The organism is Dictyobacter kobayashii, assembly GCF_003967555.1.
Taxonomy (GTDB): Bacteria; Chloroflexota; Ktedonobacteria; order Ktedonobacterales; family Ktedonobacteraceae; genus Dictyobacter; species Dictyobacter kobayashii.
Genome location: NZ_BIFS01000002.1, coordinates 2029655 through 2049712, shown reverse-complemented (window position 1 = coordinate 2049712; position 20058 = coordinate 2029655). Strand labels below are relative to the sequence as shown.

Here is a 20058-nt window from a genome sequence, read left to right as displayed (position 1 = left end):
CTTTTTTGAAGGAGCAAGCGGATGCGCTACTTATTACGAAGGATCAGTTTCTATATCGTCACCGCTTGGGTTTCATTGACCATTAATTTTTTCCTGCCACGATTGGTACCAGGAAACCCTGCACAGGCCATCCTGGCTCGATTTCGTGATAAAAATCCGAGTCCTGAAATGATTCAAGCCCTGGAAGTTCAATTCGGTATCTCGCACGATCCTCTGTGGTTACAGTATTTTCAGTATATTGGTAACCTCTTTCATGGAAACCTGGGCGTTTCAACAAACTATTTTCCGACTGCGGTCTCGGCTATTATTGCGCAACGCATGCCCTGGACACTGCTACTAGGACTGCTTACACTGCTTATCAGTTTTATCCTGGGAACCCTGCTTGGCATTTTGAACGCCTGGAAACGTGGCACAAAGGTCGATACGATCATTTCGCCAATGATGATGATGCTCTCAGGCATCCCTTATTTCTGGCTCGCGTTTGTCTGCCTGTATGTTTTCGGTTTTACGTTCAACTGGTTCCCATTGAATGGTGGTTATGATGAAGGTCTGGTGCCATCTCTGGATCTCGATTTTATCTTGAGTGTACTTTCACACGCGATATTACCGGCGTTAACAATCATCATTTCCTCGCTAGCTGGTTGGATGCTGACCATGCGCAACGCGATGATTACTACATTGTCAGAGGATTATATTCTGATGGCACGTGCCAAAGGTCTGAGGCGAGGCCGAGTTATGTTAAGCTATGCAGCACGCAACGCTATCCTACCCAGCATTACCAGTTTTGCGCTCTCGCTCGGCTTCATCGTTTCAGGTCAATTATTAACCGAAACCGTCTTCTCCTATCCCGGAATTGGCTTTACCTTCATCCAGGCGATCAGCGATAAAGACTATGCATTGATGCAAGGAGTTTTCTTAATTATTTCGTTTGCCGTCCTGGCCGCCAATCTGCTTGCCGATCTCATGTATGCTGCGCTTGATCCACGAGTACGTATGGAGGGGAAATAATACATTATGTCATCAACACCTCCTTTTAATGCTACCCCACTGCCCGACAACGGCGACGAACAATTTATGGTTTTGACTGATCCTGATAAAGATCAGAATGGATATCAACCAGGAAAAAAGCCCGGGCAGGTGCGCCCTAACCTTTTGCTACGCTTCTGGCGCATCTTGCTCATTAATCCCAAGATGATGACTGGTTGCATCATTGTCGGCCTATTTATTATTATGGCCATCTTTGGACCATTAATTGCTCGCTATGATCCCAATACACTGACAACAGATATATTGCAACCTCCTTCACCTGATCACTGGTTAGGAACAACGCAGGCTGGCCAGGATGTTTTTGCACAGCTCATGATCGGTACGCGCTCCTCGGTTTTCTGGGGCTTCGTAGCAGGTATCATTGTGACATTCATATATGTTATAGTTGGGCTAACTTCAGGCTACTTTGGTGGCCTTATCGACGATATTTTGACGTTTATTACCAACGTATTCCTGGTCTTACCAGGTTTTCCGCTCGCTCTACTTCTGGCCGCTTATATTCCATATAAAGGTCCCTTGACGGTCGCGATTGTGATCGCGCTCACAGGCTGGCCTGGCCATGCACGCGTTATTCGGGCACAATCTCTCTCCATGCGTCAACGCGATTTTATCGGCGCCTCCCAGGCCAGCGGAATCAGTACCGCAAAGATTATCTTCGAAGAGATGTTGCCAAACATGCTCGCTATTATTGCTGCTGGTTTTGTCAGTACGATGCTTTCAGTTGTCCTGGCAGCCGCAGGCTTAGAGTTTCTCGGCTTAGGAGATATCCGCAGCGTCAGCTGGGGAAGTATGTTCTATTGGGCCCAGAATGGACAGGCGCTTATCCAGGGTGCCTGGTGGTGGTTTGGTTTGTGTCGCGCTACTAGGGGCTGGATTGACCTTTATCAACATCGGTATCGATGAGGTTGCGGATCCACGCCTGCGTAAACAGCGCAAGAGAAGCATGCGCAAGGCACAACAATATGTAGCACAAACAGGATCGCTAGAAGTAGTTACAGAACAAGAAAAGGAAAGCAGACCATAATGGCCCATGATACTGGTGATACAACAAAGTTACTGGATGTACAACATCTTTGCGTTGACTATGAAGCAGAGAATGGTACCGTGCATGCCGTCAATGACGTAAGTTTTACGCTGCGACGAGGAGAGATTCTAGGCCTGGCTGGTGAGAGTGGCAGCGGAAAGTCAACGCTGGCGTATGCCATTGCACGCTTATTGCGTCCACCTGCCATTATCACTCAGGGGAAAGCACTCTATTATTCTCGTTCTGCCACAGAGTTAGCCGGGACCCCACAAAAAAACCAGCAACAGTCGACGACAATGCCACTGGATGTTTTACACGCTTCTGCTAAACAGCTACAACAACTGCGCTGGAATGAGATTTCGGTCGTCTTTCAAAGTGCCATGAATGCCTTAAATCCAGTGCTGACAATAGGTGATCAGATCATCGATGTATTGCACACCCATCGTCCAGCAATGGATAAACGCGCACGGCGCCAGCGTGTAAATGAGCTATTGGATCTGGTAGGTATTTCAGCGGATCGTCAATATAGCTACCCACACGAGCTTAGTGGAGGCATGCGCCAACGTGCGATTATCGCGATTGCCCTGGCGCTCAACCCTGAACTGATCATCCTTGATGAGCCCACAACAGCCCTGGATGTAGTGGTACAGCGTGAAATTCTAACTGAAATTCTCCATCTACGCACGCAGCTCAATTTTGCGGTTATCTTTATCACCCACGACCTTTCGTTGCTCTTAGAAGTCGCCGATTCCATATCAATTATGTATGCAGGTCGCATCGTTGAGACCGGTTCGCGCCGTGACATCTATCGCCATCCACGCCATCCTTATAGCTATGGTCTACTTAATGCATTTCCATCACTGATTGGCCCCAAACGCAAAATGTATAGTATTCCAGGGTCACCTCCTGATCTGCGCAACATTCCATCTGGCTGTGCCTTTAGAACGCGTTGTCCACTGGCCTTTACAGCCTGCCCACAGCATATTCCAGCTCTGCGCCCCTATCAGGCTGAAGAAAAAGAGACGCAAGAGACTGCGGCAGTGGCCTGTCACCTCTATGATCCTGCTTATAGAGAACAGGCGCCTGATATAAAGGAGATAGAGCAGGCCTACGAGACATTGACAGAAAAACAAAGACAGAGAAGGAGATCATAATGCAACGGGTTGATCAAACAGCAACGTTTCTAAATGAGAGAGAGCAGCCAGAAGCAATCTTAGAAGCTTCAAATATACGCAAATATTTTTCGGGCCGTCAGGCAAATCTGTTTAGTAAACCAACCTTTGTGCACGCGGTAGAAGATGTCTCGCTCGCCCTCTATCCTGGTAAAGCGACCGCATTAGTCGGCGAGAGTGGTAGTGGGAAATCAACTATTGCGCGTTTGCTGGCCCGTATGTATGATCCAACACAAGGCGAGCTACGCTTTCGCGGGCAAGCCATTAACCTAAAGAAACGTAGAGCAAGCGTGTTACGTGAGTATCGCCGCCATGTGCAACTTATTTTTCAGGATCCTTTTTCTTCACTAAATCCGGTACATACCATCCGTCATCATCTGGCAGGCCCTTTACATGTATATCGCCGTATTCGTACACGCGCTGAAGAGGAAGAGATGCTGCTTGCACTTTTGCGGCGTGTGAACCTGGAACCTGCCGAGCAATTTATTGATAAATATCCTCATCAGCTCAGTGGAGGACAACGGCAGCGTATTGCGATCGCGCGCGCCCTGGCCGTTCAGCCAGAGGTATTGCTTGCCGATGAGCCAGTTTCGATGCTGGATGTTTCAATTCGGCTAGACATTCTAAATTTGCTGCTCAGCCTCAAAGACGAAGAAAGGTTGGCGCTCCTCTTCATCACCCATGATATCGCCAGCGCCCGCTACTTTGCCGAAGAGACCCTGGTCATGTATGCCGGACAGTTAGTTGAAGGGGGTCCCAGCGATGCGGTCATCCAGCAGCCAAAACATCCTTATACACAATTGCTTATTTCTGCTGCCCCTAATCCAGCCCGTAGCAATCCTGACACCGAAGCAACGCCAGCACCGGTTGAACTTGCCGCACGTGGCGAGATACCCAGCCTGCTAAATCCACCCAGCGGATGTCGTTTTCATACACGCTGTCCCCATGCCATGCCGATATGTAAAGAACGTTTTCCTGGCCGTACCGATCTAGGTGATGGTCATTGGACCAATTGCTTCTTATATAGCGATCGGACTGAGGATAAATAGCATAGTTTTCATTCAGGATCAGTTAATTGAGCTTGAATTCACAAAAACTCATATAATCTTTATAAGATATAACAGGCTGTTGATCCTAAAAAGGTGTATAATGGTTATGCACAGTTTAGCAAGGAGGAAAAGCAGTACATGGGTTATCTTATTCGTCCGATCGAGACAAGTGATTATGTACCGATTATTCAGGTGGTCGATGCATGGTGGGATAATCGACCAATGGCCAGTATGCTTCCCAGGCTCTTTTTTCTTCACTTTCAAAAAAGTAGCTTTCTGATTGAAGATAATGGGGAACGCATAGGCTTTCTGATAGGTTTTCGCTCACAAACCTATCCAAACCAGGCATATATCCATTTTGTAGGGGTTGACCCACGTTACCGCGGACATGGTATTGGACGCCTTCTTTATCTACGCTTTTTTACGTTGATGCGTGAATGGGGCTGCTCGGAAGTTCATAGCGTGACATCGCCCCAGAATACTGGCTCGATTGCCTTTCATCAACGCATGGGATTTTTGATCGAACCTGGAGATGCTGAGCGCAATGGCTTACCTGTGACAACCAACTACGATGGGCGTGGCGGCGCAAGAGTATTATTTCGTAAAGTGTTAAACTCAAAAGAAAACTTCTAGTTCAACATGGGGAGATAGACTACCCCGAAGGGGGCATCTCAAGCCCCCTTTATTTTCTTCAGTAATGTTGATTAGACTCCACTGAAAGCAGAGAACCCCCCATCTACAGGTACAACAATACCTGTAACAAAGGCTGCCGCCGGGCTGGCCAACCAGAGCAGGGTGCCAACCAGGTCTCCGGCCTCACCCATGCGATGCATCGGCGTGTGGGCCAGAATAGACTCACCACGGGGAGTGTATGCACCGGTCTCTTTGTCAGTTAGCAGAAAGCGATTCTGGTGCGTCAAGAAAAAGCCGGGGGCGATCGCATTCACTCGAATCGCCGGGCTGTATTCCTGGGCCATATGTACTGCCAACCACTGCGTAAAGTTTGTGACCGCAGCTTTGGCCGCGCTATAGGCCGGAATGCGCGTCAATGGGCGCAGGTAATTCATCGAGGAGATATTGATAATACAGCCCTGCTTACGCTCGGCCATGCCGCGTCCAAAAACCTGGCAACACTTCACGGTGCCAGCAAAATTGAGATCGAAGACGCGATCAATGGCTTCGTTATCCAGATTAAAAAATGAAAGATCTGCTGATGTCGTAGCCGCGGGTTGGTTGCCGCCCGCTCCATTAACCAGAATATCTACCGGACCAAACGCGCTAGTGATCTGTTCAAGAGCCTGCTCTAGAGCGGGACGCTCAACAACATCACAGGCCAGGCCTAACGCGCTCCCACCCTGTGCCTGAATCTCCTCAGCAACCTTACGTGCCGACTCCTCATGCTGGCTCAAAATAGCCACGTTCACACCTGCTTGCGCCAATGCAAATGCCATCGCACTTCCAAGTCCACCACTTCCACCAGTAATAACAGCAGTCTGACCTTTTACATTAAAGAGGGACTGTAGTTGTGACTCGTAACTCATATGTGCTCTTTCATATCTTCACTATAATCAACAAACAATTCATAAGCTGACCAGAGACACCCACCCACACTGCCGCACCAAGCCAGGTCTTTACTCTATCAGCCATATACAAATTATTGTAGCACAGTAATACACACCAGATTTTAATCCGCATTTTCTGCTACTACGCAACGTCTATATGTATAGAAAAGTAGCCGAGCGCGAACAACAAAAAACATAATAAGAGCAATCTACGTAATATCAACCTGATTAGAAAAATAGATAACCTTAAATTTTACCATGACTTATTGACGAAGGCTACTTTTCTGGCGTAATATAGCAAACAAGTCATTACACACTTGCTAGTGCTAGTTAGACGAGTAGCAATTGAGTAAAACATATGAATCGCCAGGGTGGCGTACATTTTTAGAAACGGTCATTGCAGACCCGACTGAAAGACAGCGCATTGCGCGTACATTAGGGATCAATCAAATCAGCCTGACACGCTGGGCGGCCGGAACATCCAATCCGAGGCTGAAACATCTCTATGCCTTATTGGATGCACTACCCAATCAACGCGAACGCCTGATTGAAATGATCGCCGAAGAATTCCCTGAATTTCGTACCGAGGTCGCAATCATCGAAGAAATGCCTCAAGAGATCCCTGCGGTCTTTTATGCAAAAATACTTGAGGCCTATAATCAACTGACAACAAACTTGCGCGCAACCACGATCCGCGCCTTAGTCTTGCAACAGATGCTCTCCCACCTGGATGCGCAACAAAACGGGATGGTAATCTTCGCCAATCAGTGTACGCAGCCGAGTTGCCCCGGCCAAAAAGTACGCAGTTTGCGCATCCTTGATGGACGTGGCAATCCTCCCTGGCATGCGATCGACAATAATGTGCGCTTCTTTGGACTGGAGTCACAGATTGGTTACGCGGTACAGGTCAAACGCCCACTTGTCATCCACAAGCAGAATATAAAAAATCTCTGGTATCCTATCCACTATGACAAGCTGGCTGAAAGTGTCGTCGCCTATCCACTCATCCGTGCCAATCAGGTCGCGGGTTGTCTGACACTGATCAGTCCTAAACCACAGCATTTCAGTGAGACCCACATGAGCTTGATCCACAATTATGCGGATCTCTTCATGCTCTCGTTTGAAGCTGCCGATTTCTATGACTTTGACCAGGTGGCGCTGGGCATTATGCCCCCTCGGATGTACAGGAGGCGATCCTGGATCAATTTAATGCCCGAGCAACCCGATTAATAATTGAGAGCAGTAGCTATTCCCATCCCCTGACCCGGCCAGAAGCGGAGCGGCGCTTGTGGCCTGCTATTGAACAGGAACTATTGGATATAGCTGTCCAAAATATCTGTGATGATGCGCACGCCATGCAAGCCAGGCCATGCACAGATATAACGGTCCATTCTGGCCACCGAAGTGATTAAAAGAGAGTCAGGCTACCAGTGTGACGCGCATGTGCTTCTCCACGTTTGAGAAGCCAGTGCGCGGCCACAAATAGAGCCAGAGAAAAAGCTATAAGAAACAGCAGTTGCGGCCAGAGCGCTACCAGGGTGGCTCGCTCCAGCATCACAGCACGCAGTACACTCAAGCTGGTGGTTAACGGCAAGACAAAACTCATGATCCGTAACCAGAAGGGATAAGCGAACAGTGGAATGCGCACGCCTGATAAGAAGGCCATTGTGGGTTCCAGGATCGTGTAAAAGAAGCTACCATCACGCGCAAAGATACAGCAGCTATTGAGGAAGACGGCCCAGGCCATAGCTGGAATGAGCAAGGCCAGGAAGGCCACGCCTAGCATGGCCGGATATGCCAGCTGCATTCCACCAATAATTGTTATCAACGCTATGCTGAAGGTAAAAAAGAGCCAGATGCTCTGAAGCAAGGCCGCCGTCCCATTGGCCAGCAAGAGAACCAGCCGATTAGCTGGCGTTAAAAACAACATCTCTAACGTACCGTTATAGCGTTCCCAGGAAAATTGCCAGGAAGATTGGACCAGTGACCAGAAAAAGGTATAGCCTAACATACCAGTCACGAAGAAAAGGATGATGCTGCGCGCATCCACCGCGATTGGCCAATGGCTGCGTAAGCCTGGAGCATGAACAAATGGTAGAAAGGTGTAATAGGCTGTAGCTAGTTCAAAAGCAGGCCAGACAAGCATCGAAAAGTAGATCATCTTACTACCAAACAGAGCACGGTGCTGTTTCAACATTTCCGCTACCACAACACGCCATAAACGCCGCCCATGTATAGCCAGCGAACTTGCTGCTTGCTCCTCCCTCATCAATTTAACCGACATGAGCAACCTCCCCGCTCGGCTCCAGGCTACTAGATAGGGTCAGCATAGCATCCTCCAGGCTAGGTTCCACAACTTCTAGTTTCAGCAACGAGCCCCCCTGCCCCACAACTGCTGACGTAACCTGTCCACTGATATCTTCGGGATGTCGCACTGTGAGCAAAATACCCTGCTCGTGTTGCTCGCTATCATAACGGGCACCAGTCTGCACAACCACATGACGTAATGCTTCGTCAACTGATGGCAATAATTCTGGTACAAGCAGCCGTATAATACGATCTTGCCGGGTCAGTTTCTTCAACTCATCGGGACTTCCCTCAGCAACCAGCTGGCCCTGATTAATAACGTAGATATAGCTGCAAAGCTCTTCAACCTCTTGCAGATAATGCGAGGTCAATAAAACTCCCTTTCCATCCCGGGCTGTTGTGCGCACCATTTGACGCAGATCACGAGCAATGGGGCATCGAGGCCAATCGTCGGCTCATCCAGGAATAGATAGCTGGGATCATTGATCAAGCCACGGGCAATCTGCAGGCGCTGCTTCATGCCTTTTGAATAGCGCTCAACTACGGTATCAGCTGCATCCGTCAGGCCTACCATCTGTAAGAGCTCATCAATACTTTGCTTCAGTCCACGCGGCTCTACATCATATAACTGGGCGAAATACCAGAGATTTTCGCGACCGGTCAAACGCCAGTACACCATGCGCTCACCACCCGCAATCATATTAACGCGCCGCCGTACAGTCGTCAGGTGTTGATCGATGTCCAGGCCATCGATCTCGATCTTTCCGGCAGTAGGAGCTAACAAAGTACTCAGCATCTTGATGGTTGTAGTTTTGCCCGCTCCATTTAAGCCAAGTAATCCTGTCACCTGCCCCGCTGGTATTTGGAAATTTAGATCGCGCACAGCCACCTTTTCTTCTGCCACTGAGCGCCACCATTGTTGTTTTTTACGTGAGCGATAAATCTTCGTCAATTGAGTAGCAACAATTCCTTGTGTCATTAGTAAGCTCCTTCTAAAGCACGACGCTCAGCCCAACGCATAAGCAACATTCCAAGCAATGCATAACCAAGTCCTAGAGCAACAGTACGCAACAGATCAGGGACAACAGCGGTCAATGTAAAGCCATTGAGTAGTGCTTCACGTAATAGTTGAACCGCTCCAGTCACAGGCAATGCCTGCGCGACCCATTGTAGAGGTTGAGGCAGATAAGCAATCGGAAAAACAAAGCCACAGAGGAGTGTCAGTGCAGCAAAAAGCGTGTTTTGTAATACGTATGTATCGCCAGTGGCCAGCATACAGGCCCCTAGTAGCACAGACACCCCAAAAAGCGCCAGCACCGCCACAGGAAAAGCGACCACTAACGTCACAAGATTACAGTGACTCATATTGAGTCCCAGCGGCCAGACCAGCAACATCAAGAAGGCCGTTTCTAAAACACAATTCACAATCCATTGCCCTGTAATACCAGTAAAGTAGTACAGACGTGGAGATGGAGCTAGCAGCAGACTCTCCAGCGTCCCTTCCCGGCGCTCGGTAATCAAACTCCGACTAATACCCAGCAGGATACGGATGGAAAAAGATAGGATGCTTGCTCCAAGGATAAGATAACTCATATAATCAGCGGTACCGGTGTAGCGCGTAAAATCTTGCCCAATGTGATTGTCAGCCAGTAGATGATAGGCGAAGAAGGCCAGCAGGGCACTACAGATACCGCTAAAGACGCCGCTGATAAAGAAACTCCAGGGATACGCATGAAAGACAACCGTCCAGTTACGCACAAAGGTGGCATAACTTGAGCGCCAGAAATAGACCATTACTACCTCCTTGCAGTTCGGGTCTCTGGAGTCCTCTACCCCACCAGCATTGATTATTCTGTAATGCCAGAACAAAGACCATTATGAGCGAATAAAATCGCGCATAACAGCGGGCAGGCGGTCGATCGCATCCAGTGAACCAGCATAAAGTACAAAAGAACCTTCTTTATAACTATGAACCAGGTGGGCTGACTTTAACACCTTGAGATGCTTGGAGACGGTTGGCTCAGCCAACTTGATCAAGGCCGCTATCTCCTGCGTATAATGGGGACGGCGTAATACCAGCTTGAAAATTCGCAGACGCGTCTCATCAGCCAGGGCTTTGGCGACCCCCAATAATTCAGCAGGCACGCGCTCAGGGCGTTCCATCGTCAATGGTACATTGATATAAATAAACAGCTCTTTTTGCGTAAATCCAACCATCAAGTGTGGAGCGGTAAAACTCGACGGAAAACAAAGAATACGGTCCAGATCGGCCAGCGTGAAATGGAGATCCTGACTTTTATGAAAGGTCAGCCGCTCCAATTCGCGATTATAGCTAATCCGGCTGTGTAGTGTGGTAAGCCATTGAGGAGGGTCAGTCGTATCCAGGCGCATAGCGTACTGGGCACGATATTGGTCTAATAAAGGATAACGACGTTCCCATTCGGCACCAAATATATCCTCCCAGTAGCGACGTAGCGTTCGCGAGAGCCGAGCCACAAACTCACCCGGGGCTTGCATAGCCTGCTTATGAACGGCCTGCACAACCTCATTCTGTGGAATAAGTGGTGGATGATCCGCCGCTGTCACCTCATCTACCAGACCATAAAGTGCAACCTTAACCACGTCAGCTGGATTAAGGGTGGATAGAAAAGCCAGAAATGCCTCCAGAGAGAGTGCGGGTTCCTGGACCAGGCTCATCAAGTCAGCAATAGTTAACCACTGCTCGAAATATTGTCCAAAATAAGCAATATCACGCTTGAGTTCAGGGTCCATTTTCTCCATCATCTCGGCGCTCCAGGCCTGATTAGAAAGGTGATGCTCAGGCTCAGCTAATACGTGCAGGCTATTAAACATTTCAGCCACTGGTGATAGAACAATTTGAATACGACGCCGTAAAGGTTCTTCATTAACGTTAATCGGTGACATATTTCCTCTTGCTGCTCCAATTAGCTAATTAGCTAATTAGCAACTCACATATAAAATATACTTGATCATTGATATTGCTGTCAATAGATCCACAAATATACACAGGGCTTTTTACTTTTCCTCTTTGGCGCCTGCGGCGCCGGGTTGGGAGTGTGGAGTATGTGTGATGGGCGGCCGCCCACCACACATACTCCACACAGGAAAGAATGGGCCTCGTATCACTTGCTCGTGATCTCCCTGTTTGCAGGTGACAGGCGGCTGCGGTGCCCATCACACATACACTACGTAGGAAAGAATGGGCCTCGTATCACTTGCTCGTGATCTCTGGACGAACATGAAAAATCTCTGAAATATACACTAATGAGGTTGTGGCTGGAGACGCTGTATGGCATGAGCCAGGTAGGTCGCATCCACAACCGGCTGACCATGAGCTTGTAGCTGCAATAAAGCGGGCAGAGCCTGGGTAGCACCTGTTTCACCCAGGGTCAGCACAGCAGAATTGCGGACACGCTCATCGACATCCTGCAGGACAGCCAGCAACAGTGTGACACATCGTTCGGTCCCAATTTTGCCCAGGACGACAATGGCAGCCCGGCGCACCTGGGGCAGTGTATTGGTAAGCGCGCTGGCCAGAGCATTCACTACCTGAGGGCCGCCAATCTGGCGCAGGGCCAGCACAGCCTGAAGCCGTAGCGCGGGATCGGCGTCCTCGAACAGGTCTGCTAAAGGGGCAATCGCCCGCTGATCTCCTAATTGACCCAATTGGTCCGCCGCCGCCAGGCGTTGAGCACGCTGCTGGTGCTGTAGCTGGTCAATCAAGCCAGTAAGTAGTGCTTCCCTCTCCTCAGAATCTGTATTATCCATATCCTCGCATTCTCCTCTCCATCATCTATTTTAGCACTGGGCGTGACCAGGTATTATTAACAGGCAAGCATTGTACTAAGGTACAGGTCTAAGCTGAACGTTGAGACAATGCGTGTCTAAGCGCAAAGGCCTTATACTATATGCATCTTCAAAGTATCAGATATAAGGATGCAAAAGCTATGACAACAGATTTGACCGCTATCAAAAAATTGATGACGCTGGCCACTGGTGACGAGAAACATAATGCCAGCGCGCACTCGACACTAGATATACTCTGGGTACTTTATGATCGCGTTATGCGCTATGATCCGCAACAGCCTCGCAGTGAAGAACGAGATCGCTTTATTTTAAGCAAAGGTCATGGTCCGGTCGCACTCTATGCAATCCTGGCAGCCAGGGGCTTCTTTCCAACTTCAGAGCTGGCACGCTTCAAAAGCTGGGAAGGTATATTAGGCGCCCATCCTGATCGCCACCAGGTGCCCGGCATCGAGGTATCCACCGGATCACTGGGACATGGCTTACCGATGGCGATCGGTGTGTCCCTGGCCTTGCAAGCGAAGAATAGCGACCGGCGCGTCTTCGCCCTGGTGGGAGATGGCGAATGCAACGAGGGCAGTATCTGGGAAGCTGTGTTACTGGCCGCTCAAAAACAGCTCGGTCAGCTTACCTGTATTGTGATTAATAATCGCTCCAGTTCTCTGGACCTTGGGGATCTGGAAGATAAGTTTGCGACCTTTGGTTGGGACGCCACGACCATCAATGGTCGCGACCATGAGCAAATTTACGCTGCCCTAACACAACCTGCTACTTCACGACCAACCGCCATCATCGCGGAAATTGCCGAGCGCAAAGGAGCCTGAGCTATGACCACCACCACACGCAACATGCGTACGCAAATGCAATACACCCTCACTGAGCTGATCGAAAAAGATCCACGCCTGATGATACTGCTGGCAGATATCAGCGTTGATGCCTTTGGGAGGCTTCAACAACAATATCCCCGGCGTGTCCATAATCTAGGCATCCTAGAACAAACCCTGGTTGGCACAGGCGCTGGTGTCGCCCTGGAAGGCTTTATCCCTGTCCTGCATTCCATTGCGCCATTCCTGGTTGAGCGACCTTTCGAACAAATTAAAACCGACTTTTGCTATCAGCGCCTGCAGGGCAACTTTATCAGTATCGGAGCCTCTTATGACTATAGCACCGAAGGCATGACCCACCATGGGGCCGAAGATGTTCAGATATTGCGCAGCCTGCCTGGCATGCAGATTGTGGTGCCAGGAACCGCCACTGAGTTTGATCAGCTCTTCCGCACAGCCTATGCCAATGGCTCGCCCACTTATTATCGGCTCAGTGAGCAAGAAAACCCGGCAGATCAGCCAGTAGAATTTGGCAAGCTAACGGTCGTCCAGGAGGGTAGTACAGCGACCATCATAGCGGTAGGGCCAGCGCTCAGGCAGGTCTTGCCAGCAGTCAACGAGCTAGATGTCACCGTACTCTATTGCACAACGGTGGCGCCATTTGATGGTGAGACACTGCGTAGATATGCACTGGAAAATATCATCCTGGTTGAGACCTACTACGCGGGAGGATTGGCCGCAGACATTAGCGCAACCCTCAAGCACATGCCTATTCGTCTGGAAGCGATCGGTGTTCCCTACGCCATTCCTATACACTATGGCAGCATTGAACAACACGATATCGCCAATGGACTGACGCCAGAAGAGATACGGCGTAAGATCCTCAATTTTATTAACCCCAACGCTTAACCACAGTCAGTTCTAGACCACAGGTATACAGGCTGGCTAGATTGGTCAGCCTCATGCCTTACCAGGGAATGAACGACCGGCAAAGGATGAATGCACAAATACCCCCAACCATTCAAGCGCCAGGGTCAGTTGAGAAGGAGCGCTCGCACGTAAGGCCAGATCGTTAGAGCGGAAGAGAGAGTTGATATGCTCTAACAGGCGTGTAGCTTTAAAGATGCGCAACCACTCTTCATAGTGATCTGGAAGAGCGCGCACCCGTTCATAGCCGCGCAATAAAGCCTGTTCCAGGGCCTCTTCATCGTTGCGTCCAGCGACACCCTCCAGCGTAATCGAAAGATCGGCCAGATAATAATTCCAACCACATTTATGAAAGCCGATCGCGCCTACCTCTCCCTTATAAAAGAGATAGCAGTCCTGCCGAAAATTCCCATGGATCAAGCCATAGTATTCAGGACTGGTAGGGATAACTGCAAACTCATCCCGCGCCCGTTCAGCGACCTCAGAAAAAATACGATACTCACGGCCACCAATCAGACCATCACAACGCGTTGCCGCGAAATCGGGGTCCAGCACCGTCTCATCCCCGAATACTTGCTGCCAGTCCCAGCGAGGACGCACAAAACCCTCGGGGGGTATAAATTGCTTAGCATATTGATGTAGACGGGCCAGGAAGATGCCGACACGCTCGAACAAAGTAGGAGAAAGGCCCCAATCTACAGAACGGCCAGGCAGCCAGCGCAAGAGCAAACAGATACATTCCTGATCAATATCCTCAATCTGCACCTCCTGCATCAACGCACCATCGCGCGTGGCCACAGGTTCAGGCACCAGTAAATCTGTATCACGCTTTAAAGCAGCCAACCACTGCAATTCAGAGTTCCATAGCGCCCGATCAAAACCATCTTTCTGACATAGATGTAAAGCAAAACGTCCATCTTCTGCGCGCGTAGCCGATTCAACTGCCTGTTGACCTGGCCTGGAATATGTGGTCACCCGAAACACTGCATGCTTCCCATGAGATAACATCGTCAGGCGAGCACTTCCAATATCGTATTGCGTCAGTGCCGCCTCTGCCAGAATGCGTAACTGCCGAATTTGACTATTGTAGCTCGAAGTATCCAATCTATTCTCCCCACACTACATCAGGTAGCAAAAAGTTGTGCCTTTATAATAGACACATGAAGAGTATACACGAAAACATAAACATAGACATCGATCAAATAGTCGATGTCTATACGCATATATAAGTAGTATAGCACGCGTTTCAGGAGGCGGAGGCACAGGTGATGACCACTGCGCTCATATCATCACTTTTCGCACGCATATTTTCCGAAACGGTCTGGCGCGAACTGGCAATCGCCTGTTGCACGATTTTTCTCGCTACGGCGGTGCGTTTCTCTGTTTGCAGCAAGTGAGCTAATGTCTGATCGGTCAGGTTATCGTGGATACCATCTGAACACAGCAGGACTCGATCGCCGGGCTGAATATCTATATGTCCAATATGCACAGCCAGCTCCTTATCGTGTCCCAACGCCTGGGTAATGCCATTACGTTTATCAAAATAACTTTTCTCAAGACGATTTAATTCACTGACATTGCTAGCCTGATCAATGCGCAAAGCATCCTCAGGAGTAATTGAGCCATCCAATATTTTTAAAGAGAGATATCCATCATCATCCGTCAAACGCTGAAAATCCTGATCTGGGCGCCAGAGATAAATACGGCTGTCTCCAACGTGGGCATAAAACATATGGTAAGTACTGCTATCTTCATTATAGGAAAAGAGGGTTAAGGCGGCGGTAGTTGCGGGATAGCTGGCATATTCTTGCATGCTCTCAGCACGCCGCTCTCCTTCTAGAATAATCTGTTCATGAGCGGCATTAAACATATGCAGCAATGTATCTTCCAGATTTAGAGGAGTCGAAAAAGGGATGATGCGCGCTTCGGCGTGAGCTTTCTTCCAGGAGCGTCGCATGATACGTGCCGCCAGGCGTGAAGCCACCTGACCGGCACTTGAACCAACCCCATCAAAGACCGCGGCTAACCCACGTTGTCGATCTAATAAGATGGTATCATCATTATAATAGGCATGCCCTTCATGTGGCACAGTATAGCGAACAAATGTTAGTGATGGATGGGTAGCACCAGACTCCGAAGAAACTCTAACTGAAACGGTCATAGACAAGCCCTCTTTCTTCGAGAATACTATCCAGCATATACAGAATAAAATATGAGTTCTGCAGCAACCAAAGCAAGGATCATTTTGAACTATTTTAACATATCCTGAAGCTTTTTTCTTTTGTCACCTCGAGAAGCCAAAAGAAAAAAAGCGTTAGGGTATCAGGGCTTTTTACTGTTCGACCAGAGATCGCAGGGAGATGACGAGCAAGCGATACGATGTCCATTCTTTCATGTGTGGAGTGTGGGTGGTGGGCGGCCGCAGCCTCCTCCCTCCTGCAAACAGAGAGATCACCAGCAAGCGACACGATGCCAATTCTTTCCTGTATGGAGTATGTGTAGTGGGCGGCCGCCCACTACACATACTCCATACTCTCAACCCGGCGCCGCAGGCGCCAAAAGTGATTTATGGGAGGGCAAATATTGTGTTATGATGAAGATTATTGTTGGGCATAAGTACTATGCCCATAGATGACAGAACAGCCTTCCATGGTAATGGAGAAGAGAAACGTGTCAGATTTACAGACTAAGAAAACTTTACTTCCCCTCCAGACAAGCGCACTTTTATTCGATCTAGACGATACCCTTCATCATCGAAGCAAGGCATTTTATGGTTGGGCCAGAGAGTTTGCACAACGGTATCACGATCCGGCTCAAAAAGCTGAATTAGAGGGGATGGTCGATTACCTGGTTGAAATCGATAATCACGGTTATACACCACGCGATGAGTACTTTACGCGTGTCCAACGCAATTATCCACAGGTAAGTGGGTCACATGAGCAACTCATTGCTGAATATCAACGCGATGTGATTGGACATATCGTGTTGGAAGATGAGATTTTGTACCTGCTGCAGAAATTACAGGCGCAACAAATTCCCTTTGGTATCGTCACCAACGGCGAAGCGCAGCAGCAGAAACGCAAGATCCAGACCTTAGGTATCGATGCATTCACAGACTGCATTTTTGTCTCCAAAGAATTTGGAGCCCAGAAACCTGATCCCTCGATCTTTCTGGCGGCCGCCCAATGTCTGCAAAAACCAACCAGCGAGATTCTGTTTGTGGGTGACAACCCCGAGTTTGATATCTGGGGCGCCCACCAGGTAGGCATGAAAACGGTCTGGATTCACCATGCCCCGCGCCAGTGGCCGGAACAGATCTCACCCGAAGTTGCTGATCTGACCGTTCGTACCTTCGCTGATCTACTCCCCCTGCTAGGCTTACATCCTGGCGATGCTGAGATGAATGGAAAGAATAAACAGGGATAAAATCGTTATAAGAAAGACTGGAGTTTAAAGATACTATGGCCTCAATTGTAGCAACGCTAGGGTATATCTTGTCGCCAGATGGATCACATGTTTTGATGATCCATCGCAATAAGCGCCCCGATGATCTCCACTATGGCAAATATAATGGCCTGGGCGGAAAATTGAATGCAAATGAAGATATTATGTCCTGCATGAAGCGCGAGATCGAGGAAGAATCAGGACTCATCGTCGATCATATGCTATTGCGCGGCACTATCTCCTGGCCCGGCTTTGGCAAACAGGGGCAGGACTGGTTTGGCTTTATCTTTATTATTGATGGCTGGCACGGGGAGGCTCATGCAGGCAATGATGAGGGGACACTGGAGTGGGTGGAACGCACAGCGATTCCAACGCTACCGCTGTGGCCTAGCGACCATCAATTTTTGCCGATGGTTTTTGATGAAGATCCACGACCATTCCATGGTGTGATGCCATTTTCCCATGGCGAGATGCTCAGTTGGAGCTTTGTACGCTCCTGAGTAACCCTATCCTATCGCTGGCGCTAAACTGGATTCAGGATCTCGCACCAGAATGCCGAGCTTTAGCAACCACTTTAGCCAGGGCATTAAGCTCTTGAGTGAACACATTTTTCAGCACGTTCGGATAGAAGGCTTGCTGCAGCTTGCCCCACAATGTTGGCGCAGGCTCCCAATGAGCAGCGATCTGAACATGCGCTTGCTCACCATTCATGGCAGGGGTCACAGCAAAGGTTGTAACGAGGGACGATGTGGTTTCACGTTCAACCAGTACCCTGCCCGGCTCAGGCTCACTAATAATGGCGCGAGCGCCACGTTCGATCCCATAGGCATGTACCCGATAACTGATTACGGTCCCTGCTCCCTGACCACCGACTCGACCGCTAATTGACGTATATACTGCTTCGGCACAATCTGCGCATGCCCATGGCGATAATCGGCCAGCACAGCATACACAGCCGTGGGAGGGGCCGGAATCAAAGCTACGAGCTCATAATGATTTTGTGGCATAGTCTACTTCATACTCCATCTACCCTGGTAGCTGCACCCTGGCGCAGCGTAAAACAGAAACAACTCCCTTTCCCTGGAACGCCCTCACTCACCACCCAGATACGTCCCCCCATGCCCTCAACAAATTGCTTGCTGATATACAGTCCCAGGCCGGTACCACGCACTGAACTGGCGATATCTCGCTTCAGGCGCGAAAATTTCTGGAAGAGCTGGGGAACATCAGCAGCCACAATACCAGCCCCGGCATCCTGCACACAGAGGCGAACCATATCATCTTCCCAGGCACCGGCGCTTACAACAACCGAAGTGTGAGCAGGAGAATACTTACAAGCGTTTGAAATCAGATTACGTAACACCTGGCGCAACTGCTGCCGATCCGCCATCACGGTCAGATCAGCTGGAATATCCAGGTGTAGCGTGTGATCCTGTAGATAGACATGTTCACATATTTCATGCAGCGTCACAGCCAGGAGCAACTCCTGCATCCGTAACGGCTTCAGGTCTTTGCCAATACGCGACATATCCAGTACATTACCAATGATTAACTCAAGCTCATCACAGCCATAAGAGGCACTCTGCAAAAACGAGCTCTGCGTCTCCTCATCAATCTTATTACCATATTCCAATAACAGATTGATGTAACCCTTCACCTCGGTAAGCGGGGTCCGTAATTCATGGCTGACATTCATCAGAAACTGATCGCGCAATTCTTCTAGCTGCTGTTGCTGCTCATATGCCAAACTCAATTGTTGCTCGGCACGCAGGGATTGTCTTTTTGCCGCTTCAGACAAATTCACTGAGGAAGCCAGGAAACTGAAACAGATCAGTTCCACCCCAAGGACCAGCGCTCCAAATAGAAAACCTTCAATAATACGAGCGGGCCAGAGAAAGGTGTGCAGTTGCATGGTCAAGAGGCCTGCGGTGATCAGGAGGATGATCAACGCACAGAGGAAGGCAACCCGTATGCGAAACATGCAAGACGCGACCGCAACAGGAATAGCACAGATAGTCACGATCCTGGTATCGGAGGCATCAAATAGAACAAATGAAATCACAATAAAAATGGCAATGCAACAACTTAGAAAGATAGCCATACGTACACGAAGCGGTGAGTGACGTAAAAAAAAAGGCAGAGTAAACAAAGATTGCAAGCTTGTTGCTCCCATTCACGCAGAAAAGTTGACCCGTGTCGTTGTGAGTGCGTCACATCTTAGGTAAGAGGTGGGTGCCCACGCCCATTCTTTTCAAGCTCTTAATTTATTCTTTTTATATATCATACAACCCATAGCATTACAACCCCTTTTGCGCTGCCGCGAGGGCCTTTTGGCGCCTGCGGCGCCGGGTTGGGGTTTGAGGTGTGCATTGTGGGCGGCTGCGGCCGCCCACAATGCACACCTCAAACGAGGGTTGGGATAACTCGCTGCCCCATCTGCTTGTTTGCGACGCCATTGGTGCTTCAAACGAGGGTTGGGATGACTCGCTGCCCCATCTGCTTGTTTGTGATGCCGTTGGTGCTTCAAACGAGGGTTGGGATGACTCGCTTCTCCATCTGCTTGTTTGCGACGCCGTTGGTGCTTCAAACGAGGGTTGGGATGACTCGCTTCTCCATCTGCTTGTTTGCGACGCCATTAGTACTGCCTACGGGCGGCCGCCCACAATGCACACCTCAAACAAGGGTTGGGATGACTTGCTGCTCTATCTGCTTGTTTGCGACGCCATTAATACCACAAACGAGGGTTGGGATGACTAACCAGACCAACTACTTGTTTGCGACGCTGTTAGTATCTCAAACGAGGGTTGGGATGACTAACCAGACCAACTACTTGTTTGCGACGCCATTAGTACTGTCTGCGGATGGCTAGCTGCTCAC

22 protein-coding genes are annotated in these 20058 nt (G+C 49.4%); 11 read left to right on the top strand and 11 right to left on the bottom strand.

Annotated elements, in window-relative coordinates; all coding sequences use genetic code 11:
• The first annotated feature begins 21 nt into the window (after positions 1 to 21).
• The 5 genes from EL645_RS35350 (at position 22) to EL645_RS35330 (ending at position 4925) form a co-directional block, all read left to right on the top strand.
• On the top strand, positions 22 to 1008 hold the full coding sequence (locus EL645_RS35350; RefSeq protein WP_126557113.1) for an ABC transporter permease: 987 nt from the start codon (positions 22 to 24) through the stop codon (positions 1006 to 1008).
• Positions 1009 to 1014: 6 nt separating this feature from the next.
• A complete protein-coding gene (locus EL645_RS35345) occupies positions 1015 to 1950 on the top strand; it encodes an ABC transporter permease (RefSeq protein WP_126557112.1) in 936 nt (311 codons plus the stop codon).
• Positions 1951 to 2070: 120 nt separating this feature from the next.
• Positions 2071 to 3225 carry an ABC transporter ATP-binding protein gene (locus EL645_RS35340; RefSeq protein ID WP_126557111.1) on the top strand — a complete coding sequence of 385 codons (1155 nt, stop codon included), beginning with the start codon at positions 2071 to 2073 and terminating at the stop codon, positions 3223 to 3225.
• Positions 3225 to 4292, top strand: a complete 1068-nt coding sequence (locus EL645_RS35335) for an ABC transporter ATP-binding protein (protein ID WP_126557110.1) — start codon at positions 3225 to 3227, stop codon at positions 4290 to 4292. Before EL645_RS35340 ends, EL645_RS35335 begins: the two co-directional genes overlap by 1 nt.
• Before the next feature lie 138 nt (positions 4293 to 4430).
• Positions 4431 to 4925, top strand: a complete 495-nt coding sequence (locus EL645_RS35330; RefSeq protein ID WP_126557109.1) for a GNAT family N-acetyltransferase — start codon at positions 4431 to 4433, stop codon at positions 4923 to 4925.
• A 71-nt stretch (positions 4926 to 4996) separates the two neighbouring features.
• On the opposite strand, the gene EL645_RS35325 is transcribed toward EL645_RS35330, so the two are convergent.
• Positions 4997 to 5833: an SDR family oxidoreductase gene (locus EL645_RS35325; RefSeq protein WP_126557108.1), complete on the bottom strand. Its 837-nt coding sequence runs from the start codon at positions 5831 to 5833 to the stop codon at positions 4997 to 4999.
• A gap of 366 nt (positions 5834 to 6199) precedes the next feature.
• Between EL645_RS35325 and EL645_RS35320 the strand changes: the two genes are divergently transcribed.
• Entirely contained in the window at positions 6200 to 7084 is an 885-nt protein-coding gene (locus tag EL645_RS35320; protein WP_126557107.1) for a GAF domain-containing protein, read from the top strand.
• A 178-nt stretch (positions 7085 to 7262) separates the two neighbouring features.
• On the opposite strand, the gene EL645_RS35315 is transcribed toward EL645_RS35320, so the two are convergent.
• The 6 genes from EL645_RS35315 to EL645_RS35295 form a co-directional block, all read right to left on the bottom strand.
• The gene (locus EL645_RS35315) at positions 7263 to 8138 is read right to left on the bottom strand and encodes an ABC transporter permease (RefSeq protein WP_218032203.1); all 876 of its coding nucleotides are present in this window, start codon (positions 8136 to 8138) and stop codon (positions 7263 to 7265) included.
• On the bottom strand, positions 8128 to 8532 hold the full coding sequence (locus EL645_RS41820; RefSeq protein ID WP_218032202.1) for an ATP-binding cassette domain-containing protein: 405 nt from the start codon (positions 8530 to 8532) through the stop codon (positions 8128 to 8130). The genes EL645_RS35315 and EL645_RS41820 overlap by 11 nt, the downstream gene beginning before the upstream one ends.
• Entirely contained in the window at positions 8529 to 9140 is a 612-nt protein-coding gene (locus tag EL645_RS41815) for an ABC transporter ATP-binding protein (RefSeq protein WP_218032201.1), read from the bottom strand. Before EL645_RS41815 ends, EL645_RS41820 begins: the two co-directional genes overlap by 4 nt.
• Positions 9140 to 9955: an ABC transporter permease gene (locus tag EL645_RS35305; RefSeq protein WP_126557106.1), complete on the bottom strand. Its 816-nt coding sequence runs from the start codon at positions 9953 to 9955 to the stop codon at positions 9140 to 9142. Before EL645_RS35305 ends, EL645_RS41815 begins: the two co-directional genes overlap by 1 nt.
• 81 nt (positions 9956 to 10036) lie before the next feature.
• Entirely contained in the window at positions 10037 to 11086 is a 1050-nt protein-coding gene (locus EL645_RS35300) for an ArsR/SmtB family transcription factor (RefSeq protein ID WP_126557105.1), read from the bottom strand.
• 357 nt (positions 11087 to 11443) lie between these two features.
• Positions 11444 to 11950 carry a HEAT repeat domain-containing protein gene (locus EL645_RS35295; RefSeq protein ID WP_126557104.1) on the bottom strand — a complete coding sequence of 169 codons (507 nt, stop codon included), beginning with the start codon at positions 11948 to 11950 and terminating at the stop codon, positions 11444 to 11446.
• 179 nt (positions 11951 to 12129) lie between these two features.
• On the opposite strand from EL645_RS35295, the gene EL645_RS35290 reads away from it, so the two are divergent.
• Together EL645_RS35290 and EL645_RS35285 are read left to right on the top strand one after the other, a co-directional pair.
• Complete coding sequence (locus tag EL645_RS35290) at positions 12130 to 12810, top strand: thiamine pyrophosphate-binding protein (protein WP_126557103.1); 681 nt, start codon at positions 12130 to 12132, stop codon at positions 12808 to 12810.
• Positions 12811 to 12813: 3 nt separating this feature from the next.
• On the top strand, positions 12814 to 13719 hold the full coding sequence (locus EL645_RS35285; protein WP_126557102.1) for a transketolase family protein: 906 nt from the start codon (positions 12814 to 12816) through the stop codon (positions 13717 to 13719).
• A 51-nt stretch (positions 13720 to 13770) separates the two neighbouring features.
• On the opposite strand, the gene EL645_RS35280 is transcribed toward EL645_RS35285, so the two are convergent.
• The gene (locus EL645_RS35280; protein WP_126557101.1) at positions 13771 to 14841 is read right to left on the bottom strand and encodes a phosphotransferase enzyme family protein; all 1071 of its coding nucleotides are present in this window, start codon (positions 14839 to 14841) and stop codon (positions 13771 to 13773) included.
• A gap of 142 nt (positions 14842 to 14983) precedes the next feature.
• A complete protein-coding gene (locus EL645_RS35275) occupies positions 14984 to 15898 on the bottom strand; it encodes a PP2C family protein-serine/threonine phosphatase (protein WP_126557100.1) in 915 nt (304 codons plus the stop codon).
• A 509-nt stretch (positions 15899 to 16407) separates the two neighbouring features.
• Here EL645_RS35275 and EL645_RS35270 point away from each other — a divergent pair.
• Both EL645_RS35270 and EL645_RS35265 read left to right on the top strand, forming a co-directional pair.
• Positions 16408 to 17163: an HAD family hydrolase gene (locus tag EL645_RS35270; RefSeq protein ID WP_161977953.1), complete on the top strand. Its 756-nt coding sequence runs from the start codon at positions 16408 to 16410 to the stop codon at positions 17161 to 17163.
• Between the two features lie 35 nt (positions 17164 to 17198).
• Positions 17199 to 17681, top strand: coding sequence for an NUDIX hydrolase (locus EL645_RS35265; RefSeq protein WP_126557098.1), 483 nt, complete (start codon positions 17199 to 17201; stop codon positions 17679 to 17681).
• A 345-nt stretch (positions 17682 to 18026) separates the two neighbouring features.
• Here the strand turns inward: EL645_RS35265 and EL645_RS39775 are convergent, their stop codons facing one another.
• Together EL645_RS39775 and EL645_RS35260 are read right to left on the bottom strand one after the other, a co-directional pair.
• Entirely contained in the window at positions 18027 to 18188 is a 162-nt protein-coding gene (locus EL645_RS39775) for a hypothetical protein (protein ID WP_161977952.1), read from the bottom strand.
• 8 nt (positions 18189 to 18196) lie between these two features.
• On the bottom strand, positions 18197 to 19339 hold the full coding sequence (locus tag EL645_RS35260; RefSeq protein ID WP_161977951.1) for a sensor histidine kinase: 1143 nt from the start codon (positions 19337 to 19339) through the stop codon (positions 18197 to 18199).
• 236 nt (positions 19340 to 19575) lie between these two features.
• Between EL645_RS35260 and EL645_RS35255 the strand changes: the two genes are divergently transcribed.
• The gene (locus EL645_RS35255; protein ID WP_126557096.1) at positions 19576 to 19938 is read left to right on the top strand and encodes a hypothetical protein; all 363 of its coding nucleotides are present in this window, start codon (positions 19576 to 19578) and stop codon (positions 19936 to 19938) included.
• The last annotated feature ends 120 nt before the right edge of the window (positions 19939 to 20058 follow it).